Source organism: Chamaesiphon sp., assembly GCF_041738855.1.
In the GTDB taxonomy this organism is placed as follows: domain Bacteria; phylum Cyanobacteriota; class Cyanobacteriia; order Cyanobacteriales; family Chamaesiphonaceae; genus Chamaesiphon.
The window spans coordinates 1-15413 of record NZ_JBGSPA010000224.1; the positions used below are offsets into that span (position 1 = coordinate 1).

At 47.7% G+C, this 15413-nt stretch carries 14 protein-coding genes; 6 read left to right on the top strand and 8 right to left on the bottom strand.

Translation table 11 applies throughout. From position 1 onward, the window contains the following. Positions 1-330: 330 nt before the first annotated feature. The 4 genes from ACEW9I_RS24965 to ACEW9I_RS24980 form a co-directional block, all read right to left on the bottom strand. Positions 331-1224: a pirin family protein gene (locus tag ACEW9I_RS24965; protein ID WP_373543038.1), complete on the bottom strand. Its 894-nt coding sequence runs from the start codon at positions 1222-1224 to the stop codon at positions 331-333. A 133-nt stretch (positions 1225-1357) separates the two neighbouring features. Continuing rightward, complete coding sequence (locus tag ACEW9I_RS24970; RefSeq protein WP_373543039.1) at positions 1358-1996, bottom strand: tetratricopeptide repeat protein; 639 nt, start codon at positions 1994-1996, stop codon at positions 1358-1360. 106 nt (positions 1997-2102) lie between these two features. Then, on the bottom strand, positions 2103-3020 hold the full coding sequence (menA, locus tag ACEW9I_RS24975; RefSeq protein ID WP_373543040.1) for a 2-carboxy-1,4-naphthoquinone phytyltransferase: 918 nt from the start codon (positions 3018-3020) through the stop codon (positions 2103-2105). A 160-nt stretch (positions 3021-3180) separates the two neighbouring features. Further along, positions 3181-4401: a hypothetical protein gene (locus ACEW9I_RS24980; RefSeq protein ID WP_373543041.1), complete on the bottom strand. Its 1221-nt coding sequence runs from the start codon at positions 4399-4401 to the stop codon at positions 3181-3183. 36 nt (positions 4402-4437) lie between these two features. Here ACEW9I_RS24980 and ACEW9I_RS24985 point away from each other — a divergent pair, with 36 nt between their 5' ends. Next, the gene (locus tag ACEW9I_RS24985) at positions 4438-4986 is read left to right on the top strand and encodes a Uma2 family endonuclease (RefSeq protein ID WP_373543042.1); all 549 of its coding nucleotides are present in this window, start codon (positions 4438-4440) and stop codon (positions 4984-4986) included. A 4-nt stretch (positions 4987-4990) separates the two neighbouring features. Here the strand turns inward: ACEW9I_RS24985 and ACEW9I_RS24990 are convergent, their stop codons facing one another. Then, the gene (locus ACEW9I_RS24990; RefSeq protein ID WP_373543043.1) at positions 4991-6172 is read right to left on the bottom strand and encodes a M20 family metallopeptidase; all 1182 of its coding nucleotides are present in this window, start codon (positions 6170-6172) and stop codon (positions 4991-4993) included. Between the two features lie 31 nt (positions 6173-6203). Here ACEW9I_RS24990 and ACEW9I_RS24995 point away from each other — a divergent pair, with 31 nt between their 5' ends. Beyond that, on the top strand, positions 6204-6623 hold the full coding sequence (locus ACEW9I_RS24995) for a pre-16S rRNA-processing nuclease YqgF (RefSeq protein WP_373543044.1): 420 nt from the start codon (positions 6204-6206) through the stop codon (positions 6621-6623). 20 nt (positions 6624-6643) lie between these two features. Here the strand turns inward: ACEW9I_RS24995 and ACEW9I_RS25000 are convergent, their stop codons facing one another. Beyond that, entirely contained in the window at positions 6644-7084 is a 441-nt protein-coding gene (locus ACEW9I_RS25000) for a dTDP-4-dehydrorhamnose 3,5-epimerase (protein ID WP_373543045.1), read from the bottom strand. 466 nt (positions 7085-7550) lie between these two features. Beyond that, the gene (gene raf1 / locus ACEW9I_RS25005; protein WP_373543046.1) at positions 7551-8618 is read right to left on the bottom strand and encodes a RuBisCO accumulation factor 1; all 1068 of its coding nucleotides are present in this window, start codon (positions 8616-8618) and stop codon (positions 7551-7553) included. Positions 8619-8963: 345 nt separating this feature from the next. On the opposite strand from raf1, the gene ACEW9I_RS25010 reads away from it, so the two are divergent. The 4 genes from ACEW9I_RS25010 (at position 8964) to ACEW9I_RS25025 (ending at position 13194) form a co-directional block, all read left to right on the top strand. After that, positions 8964-10322, top strand: coding sequence for a tetratricopeptide repeat-containing serine protease family protein (locus ACEW9I_RS25010; protein WP_373543047.1), 1359 nt, complete (start codon positions 8964-8966; stop codon positions 10320-10322). A 206-nt stretch (positions 10323-10528) separates the two neighbouring features. Next, the gene (locus ACEW9I_RS25015; protein ID WP_373543048.1) at positions 10529-12292 is read left to right on the top strand and encodes a S8 family peptidase; all 1764 of its coding nucleotides are present in this window, start codon (positions 10529-10531) and stop codon (positions 12290-12292) included. Next, positions 12289-12528, top strand: a complete 240-nt coding sequence (locus ACEW9I_RS25020) for a hypothetical protein (protein WP_373543049.1) — start codon at positions 12289-12291, stop codon at positions 12526-12528. The genes ACEW9I_RS25015 and ACEW9I_RS25020 overlap by 4 nt, the downstream gene beginning before the upstream one ends. Positions 12529-12813: 285 nt before the next feature. Further along, complete coding sequence (locus ACEW9I_RS25025; RefSeq protein WP_373543050.1) at positions 12814-13194, top strand: hypothetical protein; 381 nt, start codon at positions 12814-12816, stop codon at positions 13192-13194. 114 nt (positions 13195-13308) lie between these two features. Here ACEW9I_RS25025 and ACEW9I_RS25030 read toward each other — a convergent pair whose 3' ends face one another. After that, a complete protein-coding gene (locus ACEW9I_RS25030) occupies positions 13309-14766 on the bottom strand; it encodes a sorbosone dehydrogenase family protein (RefSeq protein WP_373543051.1) in 1458 nt (485 codons plus the stop codon). Positions 14767-15413 lie beyond the last annotated feature (647 nt).

Sequence of the window (15413 nt, forward strand, 5' to 3'; positions counted from 1 at the left end):
ACACTCTAGATCTCAGTCCGCGTAGCGATGCGCGCTCCTCGGGTTCCCCGAGGGTTTAGCGCATCAAGACAGGCGGACTTTGCAGCACTAGCGGCGATTTTAATCGCTGTGCTGTCCTAACTGCCTTGGCGGTTGCTATACCTCAACGGGTTAATTTGCGATCGCTAAATAAAAAGTGGGATGCTCCCTAGCAATCCTAAATGATTCATGAGATAGATTCGAGTGAGCTATTATCTTTGGTGCGTTAGGCGACAGCCGTAACGCACCCTACAACATTCTTACAAATCAAATAGGACTGCTATATTCAAACACCAGAGACCCCAACCTACTCTACATCGGTTGTGCCTGAGGCGCGGGTGTTTCAGGTAGCGGAATAAATTCGGTTTCGCCAGGAACCTGCTCAAAGTGCCCCTGTTGCCAATCTTGCTTGGCTTGCTCGATCCGCTCGGGACGACTGGAAACAAAATTCCACCACTTGATGCGTTCGCCAACGGGTTCGCCGCCAATGACTAGACACCGAGCCGAACTCTCCGCCGCGATCGACACTGCTGCGCCTGGATGGAGGACAGCTAGGCGATGTTGGGCGATCGCCACCCCATCAATTTGCAACCCAGCGGTCACACTATAGATAGCTTGTTCCGAATAGTCGCTCGGTAGTGTAAATTGGGTTCCTGGTGCGAGCTGCACATCGAGATAAATCATCGGCGAAAAGATCTGGACGGGTGAAGTCCGATCGAATGCAGTACCTGCAATCAGCGTGAACGATACCCCATCCTCTTCCCACATCGGTAACTCGCTGGCTGGATGATGCCAAAATGAAGGCTCTGTTTCTTCATCTGCGGCGGGGAGTGCGACCCAGATTTGAATCCCATGCAGTGTAGCTGCTTGGCTCCGAGCGGCATCTGGTGTCCGCTCGGAATGGACGATGCCGCGTCCGGCGGTCATCCAGTTGACTGCACCTGGATGGATTTCGCGAACGCTACCAACACTATCGCGATGTAACAATACACCTTCAAATAAATAGGTGACGGTTGCCAAATTAATATGTGGATGCGGTCGCACATCGACACCTTTACCAGGCGGAAGTACCGCAGGGCCGAGGTGGTCGAAAAAGATAAAGGGGCCGACTAGCGCAAGTGTGTCTGAAGGCAGCAAGCGACGAGCGAGAACGCCACCTAGATCTTGAATATGGGGTGTGATTAGCTGCTTGAGGCGATCGCTCATATTGACATCCCAACTCGATTAGCTGGGAAATTATTGCTATTGCTAGTTCTATTTTAGGTGAATCTCGATCGGTGTGTTTCTCAAGGGTGGCGTTACTCAATTTGGTAACGCCCAACTAACGGCGATCTTCTGGTTACCTTTCACTAGTCTGTTGCCATTCTTGGAGCAAATAGATCGCGGCTTGATATTCTTGAGTTTTACCTTGCTTTCGGGCGCGTCTAGATACCTGCTGGAGATCGGCAATACCACCAGCGCGATCGTTCAAGAAAGTATATTTTAGCACTCCGCGATTATAGTAAGCGTTAGCATTACTCGGCTTGAGTTGGATTGCCCGATTGTAATCAGCTAAGGCACCTTGATAATCTTGCAGCTTTTCGGCTTTGAGATTGCCGCGATTGTTGTAGGCAGCGTCATAATTAGGCTTGAGTTGAATGGCGCGATCGTAGTCAGCCAAGGCCCCGCGATCGTCTTGAAGTTTAGTTGCTTTGAGTAAGCCGCGATTGTAGTAAGCATTGGCACTTCTACTATTGATTTTAATGGCGCGATTGTAGTCAGCTAGTGCGCCAGGATAATCGCCTCGCTGGTATTTTTGAGCCGCCGCTCCAAAGTAATCCCGCGTCCCTTGTACCCGTCTGGCAATCGTCACTTCAGTGAGTGTCCGATCGGCTTCCAAGACCTCCCCAGCAGTCCTAGCAACAGCGATAGTCGGCAGTAGAGGCATCGTAACTGCCAACCCAATTAGTCCCGTCCACAGTGAGATTCTAGGTAACATAAAAGTGTATTTTGATTGTGATGGTAATTATCTTAATCGGGATTGTGACAGGATACAACATGTACTCGATCGCGATAGCAATCCTATCCACGCTTGTGGATAGATATTAGTAAGCTAAATAAAAACCAGCAGCTAATAATAGCCCACTGACAAATTGGAGACGCACGGCCAGATATTTGCAGGTACGAACTCGTTCTGGTAAATCGTGATATTTGCTCACAAAGTCAGTTAATTTAATTGCCAATGGCAGACTCAAAAATACTAATAGTGTCGCGATCGGAAATAGCTTGGTAACGATACCGATTGTTGTCAAGACATAAATACTTGCGGTACTCCACTGCAATATTTGTGCCCCCATTTTTGTCCCCATTCTGACAATTGGTGACAATTTACCAGCGGCTAAATCATCTTTGACTTGATGAAAATGCGAACAAAATAAAATGAGACTGGTCGAAATACCAATAATTAGGGAAGCCATCAAGTTGGCGATCGACCAACTTTGCGTCTGGCTATAATAAGCCGCACTCACAGCCAAAGGGCCAAAACAAATCGTACAAATTATTTCACCTAAACCTTGGTATCCCAATCGAAATGGTGGCCCCTGATATGTATACCCCAGGAAGCAACTACATAAAACCAGCATCACAACTGTTGGATCTTGCTGCCACCAAGAGATAGTCGCAATCCCTAAAATACCTGACAGTAAAAATACATTTCCCAACCAAAACATCAGATTGCGATTGCCAGTCAAATTCACGACTGATTCAGCTTTATTGATATCGATGCCAGTATCGCTATCATACACATCATTACTGATATTTAGCCAAGCAATAATCGCGATCGCGGATACCAAAAAAGTTGCAAAAATGTTGATATCAAAACTGGTACCTAGCGGCTGCACCTGAGCATAGGCAACAGCAGAACCCACCGCGATCGGCATAATCGCGACAGTGTACATCGGCGGTTTGATTGCTGCTAACCAGAGCCTAGACTTCGGTTTGGCGATCGATTCAAATGTGGTCATAATTAAATAAAATTTCAAATAAAATCAGATTCACGCGCGCTCCATCCTCAACTCGATCGCAACTCCGATCGACCTGTCAGTGAGGATTGAGGACAAGGTGACTATCCATAACTAGCTATAACACGATCGCCAATTCCCAAATTCTCGATCGCCAAGAAAATTAACACGCCAAGCGGTGATTGAGCTGCCGCTCGTACTTCCTAACGAGATCGATCGCCAGATTGAGGTCTGTGGGGCTGCTGTAGAGGACTTGACGCGCCTCGGTAGCTAGATCTACTAATACTGGATCTTCAGCCTGTCCCTTGGCTAGAGCCTTGGCTGTGAGTGCATCCAGCCGCCCGCGCAACTCCTGTCTGGTTGCGAGTGGTTGGTGATTGGCGATCGCCGTAGCTTCAGCTACGATGGTGTAAGCGCGAACTTTACTCATCCAGTTTGTCAATCCCACTCGCACGGGTGCAATCATCCCCGACTCAAACTTGACAGCCAACCGTTCCAGCCATCGCGCTAATTCGACTAGTTCTTCAGCAGGTAAAGGTGAGGCGATTGGTAAACCATGCACGATTTTTGACTGACTTGCAGTAGCTGAGTCAAGTGAGTCTCGATCTAGTTGATACAATCGATCGAGGCTAGATTTTGCAGTAGTAAAATCAGACTGCAATTGTTGATATTGCTGGGCGACGGTTGTTACTTCATGCCGAATATTAGCAATTAGTGGTGTCCATTCTTGAGTAAAAGTTCGATTTATACCTAACGGATCGCGATCGATCTCTAATTGTAGATTAGCAAAATTAGTTTGAGCAGTCAGAAGTGAAGCTGGTAGAGCCACTCGATTATTTTGAGCTAATTGTTGCAGCTCGATTAGGGATCGATGAGTATCAATTAACTTTGATTCTAGCTCTGTCCATGCCGTCTCCATCTCGACAAAAGTATCTCGTGCAATTGCAAAAGCGATCGTCATCCGCTCCATTAGTTCTGGGAGGGAAACCGATCGATTCTGATAGTTGGCACCGCTCAAGTCTCGCTGAGCTAGAGGAATCTGGAGATTGGGCAAGTCGATCGATGTTCCTACCAATAGATGCTCGATCGCATCCAACTGAAGATCGCTGATAAATAACGATGGTAACTCGCGCCGCAACTTTTGTACTCGATCGAGCTGGTGATTGAATAGTTCTAGATACTCAAATAATCGATCGAGCGCTGTTAGTGCGGTACTTGCTTGCTGCTGGGTAATTCCAGTCACATTGCGCGGTGGATTCCCCATTCCACTCAAGCGTTGATAAGCCGACAGATCGTACAAATCCAGTAAATTTTGATTGGCTGCATCACCCTTCTGCTGCCATTCTAATAATAATCGATCTATTTGCGCCAGCGTTAGACCCATGTTGTTACAATTAATGTGGTGATTTGGAAAGAACTGATGACTCTTATCGCTGCCAAGTGGAGTCTTGATGACTACCACAAGATGATTGAAGCTGGACTATTGGACGACCGCTCGGTAGAGTTGATGGATGGAGCAATTATTCAGATGGTACCAGAAGGGATCGCTCATGCCTTTTGCTGTAGGGGTACGGCAAAGTATCTCCGCACGATCTTGGGAGAGCGAGCCGAAATCAGTGAGGCGCACCCAATTAGTTTACCCAACGACTCGGAACCAGAACCCGACATCGCCATTATCAAAGCTCCCGATACTCTCTATCGCGATCGCCATCCACAACCAGATGATATATTTTGGCTGATCGAGATTGCGAATACAACTCTCATCAACGATTTAGGTGCCAAGCGAGAGCTTTATGCCCAGGCGGGTATCTCGGAATATTGGGTGATGAACTTGCAAACCTCTGAGTTAAAGATATTTAGAAACCTCACCGCCAATGGGTATCGTGCTGAAATCAGTCTCAACAGCGGTACTATTTCACCCCTGGCTTTCCCCGAGATCTCGATCGAGATCTCTCGTTTATTTCGATAGCAACTTAGCGCGGATGATGCCAATACTGATATGCCGTATATGCCATCGTCACTACCCCTGTAATAATCGCTGACTCATCCACCATGAATTGGGGATGATGTAGGGGATGGTTCTTGGTATCTGGCGTACCGACACCCAATCGAAACATCGTCCCAGGGGCATGTTGCAGGTATACAGAGAAGTCTTCCGCGCCCAGAGAGGGTTCTGGTAAGATTTGGACTCGATCGCTGCCCCAGGCGGCTCTAGCCGATGATTCGAGGATCTGGGTGAGGGCGAGATCGTTTTGGACGGAGGGGACGCCGCGCCGATAATTCACGACACATTTGGCACCATAAGTCCGACAAATATCGGTGACAATTTGCTCGATCCAGCCAGGGAGTGTCGCATGAGTTTCAGGATGGAGCGATCGCACAGTGCCAGACAACTCCACGCGATCGGCGATAATATTGGGGGCGCGTCCGCCGCTAATCGTGCCGATTGTCAACACGATCGGTCGGAGTGGGTTCTGGGTACGGCTAATCGCTTGCTGAAGCCCCGTAATCACCTGCGAGGCGATCCAGATCGCATCTACGGCTTCATGCGGTCTAGCACCATGCCCAGACTCACCCAGGATTGAGATCTCCAAGTCATCAGCAGCGGCTGTCAAAGCTCCATATCTAATCCCGATCGATCCCGCCAGAATCGATGGAAACACATGCAGGGAAAAAATACCATCAACCTCCTTCATCACCCCATCAGCGACCATCCAGGCTGCACCAGCCGCGATTTCTTCGGCGGGTTGAAAGATAAAACGAGTAGTCCCTGGTAATGCCACCCCCAACTCCGCCAGGATCATGGCTGTACCCAAGCCTACAGTAGTATGGACATCATGACCGCAAGCGTGCATGATCCCTGGGTTCTGGGAACTAAATGGCAATCCCGTCCGTTCGACAATCGGGAGTGCGTCCATATCCGTCCGAATTGCCAACAGGCGATCGTCTGTTCCCGCACCCGCCAGCTCTCCCACTACCCCAGTTTTACCTACGGATTCTTGAGTCTTCAATCCCGCCGCTGACAATACGCCAGCAATATACGCCCCAGTTTGGTATTCCTGTCCGCTCAATTCTGGATGTGCGTGCAGGTGGCGACGAATTTCGATCAGTCTGGGTGCGAGATTGGTGGCGATGGAGCGGATGCGATCGAGCATAATAGTTGAAATAAGACTGGCTAGTTACCAAATGGTTCCAAATGAAACAATTTTAGGCTTCGATCCAGGCAAGGATAAATGTGGCATGGCAGTAATCGATGGCAATCGCGTCGTACTCTGCCATCAAGTACTGCTAACAGCACAAGTCATCGCCCAAATTGGCGATCGATGTTTGCAGTATAACGTCAGTCGGATTGTGATGGGCAACCAAACCACCTCTAAACAATGGCAACAACAACTAACTACAGCTTTTCCTCAGCTACCGATTTCTCTAATTGACGAACGCTATAGTAGTCTAGAAGCACGCGATCGCTATTGGCAGATGTATCCAGCTAATTTTTTGACTAGACTCATTCCTCAAGGAATGCGTCAACCACCTCGCCCGATCGACGATGTGGTGGCGATCGTGTTGATCGAGCGATACTTAAATCAGTTGACAGCTAAAAACTGAGAGATCCTCAGTCACTAAATTTAAGCCGCGATCGAGTAACCTTGGCTGGCTAATAATTGAGTTGCCTGAGTCAGATCGTAGGGAAAGGGTGCTTTGAGTGGTCGATAATCATGGGGATGAGCTTGAGCGTGACGAATGACGGCATTGATCAACATACATGGTTCATCCCCGATGTTGATCGCTGAATGAGGCACTAACGGGGGAATAGTTACTACTTTGGGTTCGCGATCGCTCAGCGGAATATATTGATATTTACCATTGTGCAAAATCACCAAGATGAATTCACCCCGCACTACCATTAATTTATCGGTTTGATATTTGTGTACGTACATGTCATCGATCGTCTGGGGCGGAATTTGCACCAACATCGTTTCATGACTGGCTTGCGGAGTATAAAACTCGATCGTCCCCGCTTTGGCTGATATCAGCGGATGGATTTCTACACCTTTGGATAATGACATACTGAATCTCCAATAATTTGGGATAGTTCGCCGAAAAGAGGTAGTACACCGATGTGCGCTGTTTGGACGCTCAGTCAATCCACAGCACACTTATAAATTTAACTAGCATGTACTCATTTTAACGACTAAAAATCCTTGCGTTGGTAACTAAACAAACAAATTGTATATTTTTATAATCATTGTGCGCTAATGGCTGATTTTTGTGAGGTTGATTGGCTAGCGTTCATAGTATTGATTTGTTGGGGAAGGGGTAAAGCTTAAAACAGTAAGTGAGCGTAAATATTTCTTGGCTAGAGATAGCCGAAAATCTGGATGGTGGGCAGTGCCCACCCTACTGGCTCGACACGACTAAAACTGTGGGTAACGCGATCGCTTAAAATATTACTGGTTGTATTTTTCAGGATTCTGAATGCCCACAGTTTTAGTCGTGTCGAGCCACTACCATCCTACCCCTAAAGCCTAAAACCTAATCCTCCAGTTCCCACAGGTCCTTCGGATTGTCAGGATCGATCGGGCGTTTGGGATGAATGACCAGGACTAATTGAGCGAGAATAGGGACACTGGGAGGCGTATCAAACCATTCGATCGCCAGTTGTCCATCGCGATCGATCGCAAAGTAGTTAAATTCATTCCACTCAGTCACATTGCGATCGAGGATGACGATCGTTTCTGGTGATTCGTTAGAAATTTTCATCGGTAGATTACCACGTTCGCCAATCACCGCGATCGGATCTTCGGCTTTACATAATACGCCCCAACCTGGGAAGCTCACCCAGCCACCTTCCCAATTCTGGCGCACGATTTGGAACGAACTGGTGGCGGCAATTTTGGGTACGGAGGCGAGGATGCTACTAGCGATCGGAAATGTCCCAGCCACTGGGATTGTGCGGGGCATTTGTTCGTCTGCCTCCAACCGATAAATCGGTAGTGCTGGTGCAGTCCGTTGGGGTGGTGCAGATAGCGCGATCAGGAGTTTTTCGATCTGGTTGCGGGCACTCTGACTGTGAGCGAACATCAGTCCACGCGCGATCAGGCGGGTTTTTTCCGTCAGATCGGTTTGTTGCTTGACATATCGCCAATACTGATAAGCAACAGCATCACCTGGATGGTGGGTAAAACCCTCCGGCGGCTGGCGCATATACGAAAATTCTTTAAACGCCTTGGCGACTTCCTTGGAGCCTTCTGAGTCAATATTGCGGTTGTACAGGTAGTCAGCGGTAACCGCTCGATCTGCTTGTGAGAGAATGCGAAGTTCGTAGAGGCTATCGCTACCCACGCGCTGATAGTGAGTTTGGGTGGCGGGGGCGATGCCGACACTCATCATACTGTCGAATACCTGGGCAGCGACAATGATTTGATTTTGCTGAATCGGTTCAAATCCAGTCGCCTCAAAAATCTCTTGGGGATTGAGTCCGGTTTTTTGCAGTTTTTGGCAAGCTTTGCCCCATTCTACCCAGTTGCTTTCTTTGCGCCGCAACATCAGCAGGAGTGCTTCGGTGTCGATGGGTGTCTGGTTGTCAGTAGGTTCGGTCATGGTTGGCGATCTCGATCGATAGATCTCTAGTATCTTACGTTGGTACGGTTGCTGACAATAGTCACTAGGCTTGAGGTGTTAGGTATTAGGTTTTAGGGGTAGAGGATAGAGGCTTATAGATTTGCTCGAAATCCTAACTGAAAAGCTAGGTTGATGTAGGCTATGTTAGGCATGAGCCACATGAGCACCAGTATTCGATCCTAAAGCTCTGAATTTAGGATCGCTATATTGCGGTTGTGTTTGGAGTTGGGTGAGTTTTGACGATCGACCTGTGCTACTTTAACTGCTAAGAATCGCAATTGAGTAGCTGAGTCATCGGATCGTACTTATTATCACCACTTTTTCATGCCCAAACATCTCATTGCCTCACTCTTAGGAATCTGTATTGCGCTCCCATGCGAATTAACTACCTCAAGACGATCGATCGCGGCAAGTCCCAGCGAAAACACCAATTCTGGGCACCTGTTAAGTACTGCCGCTAACCGTGCGGATCGGTTGCGCCTACAAATTGTTGCGATCGCAACTGGCTCGACCCAAGGTTCGGGAGTGATAATCCAGCGCAGGGGGAGGACTTATACTATTCTCACGGCTGCACATGTAGTCAACAATCTGGGCAGTTCTCCAGTAAATATCATCACACCCGATCGCCAACAGTATCCGATCGATCCGCGTGCAGTCAAACTCGCCCCCAATCGGATCGATCTGGCTACTATTACCTTTGAAAGCGATCGTGAATATGTCGTCGCCGCACTGGGCAATTCCCAGATCCTCACCAAGGGACAGCCAATTTTGGCGATCGGATTTCGGGGCAAGTCCTTGAAATTTTACCCTGGTACAATGGTGGCGATCGGTCGTCAAGCTCACGATCGTGGCTATGGATTAGCCATTGGCGGGGCGGAAATTTTACCAGGAATGAGTGGCGGGGGCTTATTTGACGAAGTGGGAAGCCTAGTGGGAATTAATGGTAAGAGTATTGGGACGATCGATCCTGTTAGTATTAAAGTCGTTCGCGTTAATCGCGTTAAACCAGTTAGTGGTTTGGCAATTTCGATCGATACTTTTGTCCAGATTGCCAGTCAACTAAATCTCGATCTCGGCACGAAATTGCCAGCCCTCAGCACGTCACTACCCACCGCCGATGATTTTTTTATCACGGCAGGAAACAAGTCGCAACAAGGTGATTATCATGGTGCAATTGCCGATTACGATCGCACTTTAGCGATGAATCCGCAATTTAGCGAAGTCTATTTTCGGCGCGCAATTGCCCGCACTCTACTCAAAGACTGGCAGGGTGCAGAGGCAGACTATACCCGAGCGATCGCGATTGAGCCGCGATATCCTGAAGCTTATCTCCATCGGGGTAGCGTCCGCAATAGCCTCACCAATTGGCGCGGTGCAAAGTCCGACTTCGATGCCGTCATCGCGCTCGATCCCTACAGCTCATCTGCTCATGTCGGGCGGGGAGTTGCCCTCTGCGCGCTCGATCGGTGTCGAAGTGGATTGCAAGATTACGATCGCGCGATCGCCCTCAACCGCTCTGATGCTGACGCTCATAGCCGCCGAGGTTTTGCCCACTATCGACTCGGCAATCGCAAAAATGCGATCGACAGCTACATCACCGCCGCCGAACTCTACCGCCAACAAGGCAAAGATCGCGACTACCTGGAGACAGTTGAGAAAATTAGGCAACTGGTTAGAGGGTAGGGATTAGACTTGAGGCTTTAGGTATTAGGGGTTAGAACGCTTGCCCGCAAACACCTTATCATCTCATCTACTATCCACCATTCACTCCCTACGCTAAAGCCTAAAACCTAAAACCTAAAACCTAAAGCCTCAAGCCTAATTAAGGCGTAAATCAAAATGTTGAGCTATGCTGAGGATATTAATTGAGTAAAGAGCGATCGCTGTATATGCGGAAACTGTTGGTCTTGTGCTTATTTTGCTTAGGCATAGGGTTTGCCATCTTTAACTTCCAAGGATTGGCAACCAAGGGAGAATTTGATTCCCTAGTTATTGACTTCAAAGAGAATATTTCAGCCACTGAAATCGATCGCCAGTTGCAGGTATTGAGTAGACAATATCAGCTCACACCACGCCTCAATAGTCAATTTTCGCAGTCCGAGCAGACATATACAGTCACAGGCGATCGGGCATTACTCGATAAACTACGAGCGTCGAGCTTGAGTCAAGCTACCGAAGCGATCGAACCCAATTATATCTATCATGTTTCGGTTGCGCCCAACGACCCGCAATATAGCAAGCAGTGGCACTTGCTCAACATCCACGCCGAACAAGCCTGGGAACAAAATCGCGGTAAAGGCGTAACCGTTGCCATTATCGATACAGGCGTCAGCAAAGTTCCCGACTTGGCTCAGACCGACTTTGTCAAAGGTTATGATTTTGTCAATGACAAAATCAATGCTGACGATGACAACGGACATGGTACTCACGTAGCAGGCACTGTCGCCCAATCTACCAACAACAACTACGGTGTTGCCGGAATTGCTTTTGAAGCCAAAATCATGCCGCTCAAGGTCTTGTCAGGCAGTGGTGGCGGGACGATTAGTGATATTGCCGAAGCGATTAGATTCGCGGCTGACAACAAAGCCGATGTGATCAATATGAGCCTCGGTGGTGGTGGCGAAAGTCAAGTGATGAAAGACGCGATCGACTATGCTTATCGTAAAGGTGTCGTCATCATCGCCGCCGCTGGCAATGAAAACAATAATTCCGCATCCTATCCCGCCCGTTACGCCCATGTCATCGGCGTAGGTGCAACCGACGCTCAAGGCGAACGCGCCGAATTTTCTAACTATGGTGCGGGTGTAGACATCGCCGCTCCAGGTGGCGGACATGGTAGCAAGATCTGGCAAGAAACGATCGATCCTGAGACTAATACACCGATTATCATCGGCTTCCAAGGTACGAGCATGGCAGCTCCCCACGTCGCAGGTGTCGCCGCACTAATCAAATCCACAGGTGTCATCGCACCAGAGGAAGTATTTGCCGTCCTCCAGCAATCCGTCCGCAAAATCGAGCAAGACCCCCAAAACTTCTACGGAGCCGGACATCTCGACGCGGCATCTGCTGTCAAACTCGCCCAAACTGGCAAAATCTCCTTCAATGATTTCTTCCGCTGGTTGCGCGATAATGGCTATCTCAATCTCCGGTTCTGGATTGATGGTGGTGCGATCGCATTATTGCCGAAACTTGCGATGGTATTGGGTTCTTATCTATTAGCCTTCTTGATCCGCGCCTACGTCCCCTTCGGATTGCCGCTAATGAGCGGGATGATCGCTGGGAGCAGTGGGTTGTTCTTCCTCAAGGGATTCTACATCTTCGATCTGCCACAGGCACCATTTCGCCTATTAGGTAGTTCGATCCCTGAAGTGGGAAATGCGATCGCAGGTAACAGTATTCTCAATCCAGTGTTCGCCAGTGTCCTAATTCCGCTAACATTACTAGTGGTCTGCTGGTCGCTTCCTCAAGCAAAATGGTTTGCCGTGGGTACTAGTTTGGGCGTGGCGGCTTGTCTGTTGGTTAGTGCAGCAGTCGCTCCCAGCGTTTGGTTATTGGGTGATGGCGGGGTTGCCCGCAGTTTCTTGGTGCTAAATGGATTGTTATGTTTTGGTTTGGCAAGGTTCGCAGCGAGAGGAGATTCTCAAACAGTATGATTACAGCGGTTGGTGGCATTGAGCACAAAGGTTTTGGTACTGGTGCCTGGGCACTAGTAACTGAGGATGGGACTACTTACGAATTGTTGGATTGTCCGCGCGATTTACGTAAGATCGGATTGCACGTCAAAGTTCAAGGCACATTAAATGACGATGTGATGACTCTAGCAATGATCGGGAAGGTCTTAAATGTCAATTCTTTTGAGATTTTAGAAGATCGCTCTTCAGTCGAATAACAATTTATTTCTGACTTCTATAGATAGGATGAGGTTGAGTTTTACTTAACTTCATCCTATTTTTTTAGAGATAGAAATTTATCAGGTTGCGATCGATAATAAGCAATCTTAAATGAGCAGTTGTCTAGATGTAGTGTTAGGCACCAGCCGTAACGCATCAGGAGCGATACCTAAGGCTCTGATTTACGATTGCTATACATCCCAAGCAGATTTGTGTAAGGCGATCGATCGCCCACTAAGCTAGAATAATGACTAGACCGACTATCATCGTCCCAGCAGCTCACTATGTCTGAAGAAAAATTAGATCTAATTCAGGGGCAGTTGCACCAAGTGCTCCAAGGCATGAACGTGATGCAACAAGGGATGAATGTGATGCAACAGGATATCGGTGTCTTGAAGCAGGATGTCAGTGCCATGAAGCAGGACATAGTTGCTATGAAGCAGAATGACAATGCCTTGCGGGAAGATATACATGACTTACGGAACCGAGTCAATAGTATTGAAGGTGCCGTGATGCTGATAGTTCGAGATGGTTTTACTCCGCTCCGTAACTATGCGGACGATCTCAATTTTGAGTTATCAGAAGTTCAACGTAAAAATAGATTACTAAACCGTCGCGTGAGACGATTGGAAAGACGGGATTCAAATGACGATTTTGAATATTAATCGATCGATGACCATCTCGATCGCGATAACAAGTATATTAAAATAAAGCACCAGATAGACAATTGAAGTCATTACTAAAATTATCCAACTTTGCTAGTGCTTTAACTAATCGAGCTAAGCTTTGTTACCATCTTTGAGCTTCTTTCTCATCCGTAATGCTGCCGTACCACCGATGAGAGTCCCCACGATCGTAAATGGTTCGGGGACTGCCTGAGCTGTCTGAGTCGCTTGAATCTGGTAAACCTTGCCAAGTCCTAAACCTGGAGAAGAGAATAGTAATCCCGATCCAGCACCCATATCTGTCGCAAACAGTGAGTCTTGGGTAGATAGTAAACTACTAAAATGACCAAAGCTTCCGCCCGATCGATTGGTACTTAGAAAATGAGAGTATGAATTGGTTGCCAAGTCGTAGTAAACCAAAGGATTTTTGAGGTCATCGCCATCTTCATAGGCAAGACGACCAAAGAAACCTAGAAATAAGCCATCATTTAATTCATCAGGGAATGATGTCGGTGCAAAAGCTAACGTAGCAACTCCCGTACTCTCGGCACCTGGAATTGTTGGATCGGAAATGGGCTGAAAAGTTGTCAGTGGCTTGATGAAACTAGAGTTGATGCTGACATCTTGACCTTCTCCATTCACAAAAGTACCTGGAGAACCATACTTCTCCCCATAGGCAGGAAAACCAAAATTTTCGACAACTAAATTCTCATCAAGCTGAGCAGCAGTTAATCGATTCAGCTCGTCAGCAGTGAGAGATTGGTAAAGTGCTACATTGGTAATGCTATCAATGCCATTTTCACCAATGTACAGATCGCCTGTTTTTTTGTCAACTTCCAGCGCGGCAGCATTCCGCAATCCAGTAGCAACCAAAGTAGGTGTTCCAATAGTCAGACCTGAGCCAGTCGTAATCGGCAGTTTATAAATAGAATCTCCGGTGAGAGCTGTCGGCGGAAGCGCGATCCCTACGCCACTGATGGAGATCGAATTAGGTGGAGTTGCGAGATTATTTACAGCAGCACCTAAATTAAAGAACAGGTCAAATTCATTCATTCCAGTTTGACGAACTGCCAGAGACGAAGTGGCTTGGTACCGATTGGCAGGAAAGGTAAAGTCCAGAGATCCCTTGAAAACCAAGGAATTAGCACTAAGATTGGCTCCTTGCTGGAATACTGAAATCCGATCGCGATCGAAGCTAGTGACAAATAAGTAGTCATTGACAGCGCGAATTCCGCTAATTCCTCCTGGTAACTTATTGCCAGCGATTGCTCCGTCATAGAGGATCGTTTTTTCAGCAACACCATCACCGTTGGTATCTTGAAGTCGCACGAGCTGACCTGTACTGTTGGCATCGAAAAAATTGCTACCCTGAGTGGTGCCCACCAACAGCGAACCATCTTTAAGTTGTACCAGACCAGTGGGGAAATCTAAACCTGTGGCAAATTCTGTAATCTGAAACTGACTTTGAAATATGGGATCTATCCCCAAGTTAGTTGCTCGGACAACTTCACCTGATAAGCTCAGACCTAACGAGAAGCTTGTTAAACCAGCAATTCTAAGAAAGTTTTTCATTTGAGGTTCTAGTATTAGTCCTAAGGGAAAGGGGTGCTAGCTCTAATCGATCGATGCTATGGTAGCAGACCGAAGCTTTTTGCTCATCCACTCTGGTGCCTTACCATCAACGAGTGTTGGCGGTTCATTAAAGTAGGTAAGACATACGCCGCCCTGTCGAGTAGGAGTGGCGTCCAAACTTGCAGATCTGTATGCTAAGTATACCCAAGTTGTGTCACACGATCGATTCTCAAGAAATTAAATTACTCGTTTATAAACCAAATACTATATACGGCATAGCTTTCGGCTTGAAGTATTTTAGAGATCGTTTACCGTACAACTCGTTAGCGGGAGTGCGATCGTGGAGGCTACCAAAATGTTGAGCCATCGCCACGTTGGCAGAGCAGTTGGCAACTAGAGGATGAAAAATTAGTCGCTCGTGTGCTAAAATACGATGTTTGGACTCTAAATATCAACTCTTCGACGTTCTCAACGAGACGGATTCCGCACGGCGGACGCTACGCGAACGAGATATGTAGGTGTAAGCGACACATTATTAACTGATTTACTTTAGTCAACGTGCGCGTACATCGATAGGAGGCGGATTAATACGGAAGAGAACACCACTAGGATAAACTATAATATTGCATGGCCAGTCAGAAAACAGT

Excerpts from the sequence above, each read along its gene's own strand:
- ACEW9I_RS24980 (WP_373543041.1), bottom strand. The coding sequence starts at position 4,401 with ATGGGTCTAACGCTGGCGCAAATAGATCGATTATTATTAGAATGGCAG.
- ACEW9I_RS25020 (WP_373543049.1), top strand. The coding sequence starts at position 12,289 with ATGATTACAGCGGTTGGTGGCATTGAGCACAAAGGTTTTGGTACTGGT.
- ACEW9I_RS24985 (WP_373543042.1), top strand. The coding sequence starts at position 4,438 with ATGACTCTTATCGCTGCCAAGTGGAGTCTTGATGACTACCACAAGATG.
- ACEW9I_RS24990 (WP_373543043.1), bottom strand. The coding sequence starts at position 6,172 with ATGCTCGATCGCATCCGCTCCATCGCCACCAATCTCGCACCCAGACTG.
- ACEW9I_RS25010 (WP_373543047.1), top strand. The coding sequence starts at position 8,964 with ATGCCCAAACATCTCATTGCCTCACTCTTAGGAATCTGTATTGCGCTC.
- ACEW9I_RS25000 (WP_373543045.1), bottom strand. The coding sequence starts at position 7,084 with ATGTCATTATCCAAAGGTGTAGAAATCCATCCGCTGATATCAGCCAAA.
- ACEW9I_RS24995 (WP_373543044.1), top strand. The coding sequence starts at position 6,204 with ATGGTTCCAAATGAAACAATTTTAGGCTTCGATCCAGGCAAGGATAAA.
- ACEW9I_RS24965 (WP_373543038.1), bottom strand. The coding sequence starts at position 1,224 with ATGAGCGATCGCCTCAAGCAGCTAATCACACCCCATATTCAAGATCTA.
- ACEW9I_RS25015 (WP_373543048.1), top strand. The coding sequence starts at position 10,529 with ATGCGGAAACTGTTGGTCTTGTGCTTATTTTGCTTAGGCATAGGGTTT.
- ACEW9I_RS25030 (WP_373543051.1), bottom strand. The coding sequence starts at position 14,766 with ATGAAAAACTTTCTTAGAATTGCTGGTTTAACAAGCTTCTCGTTAGGT.
- ACEW9I_RS25025 (WP_373543050.1), top strand. The coding sequence starts at position 12,814 with ATGTCTGAAGAAAAATTAGATCTAATTCAGGGGCAGTTGCACCAAGTG.
- menA (WP_373543040.1), bottom strand. The coding sequence starts at position 3,020 with ATGACCACATTTGAATCGATCGCCAAACCGAAGTCTAGGCTCTGGTTA.
- ACEW9I_RS24970 (WP_373543039.1), bottom strand. The coding sequence starts at position 1,996 with ATGTTACCTAGAATCTCACTGTGGACGGGACTAATTGGGTTGGCAGTT.
- raf1 (WP_373543046.1), bottom strand. The coding sequence starts at position 8,618 with ATGACCGAACCTACTGACAACCAGACACCCATCGACACCGAAGCACTC.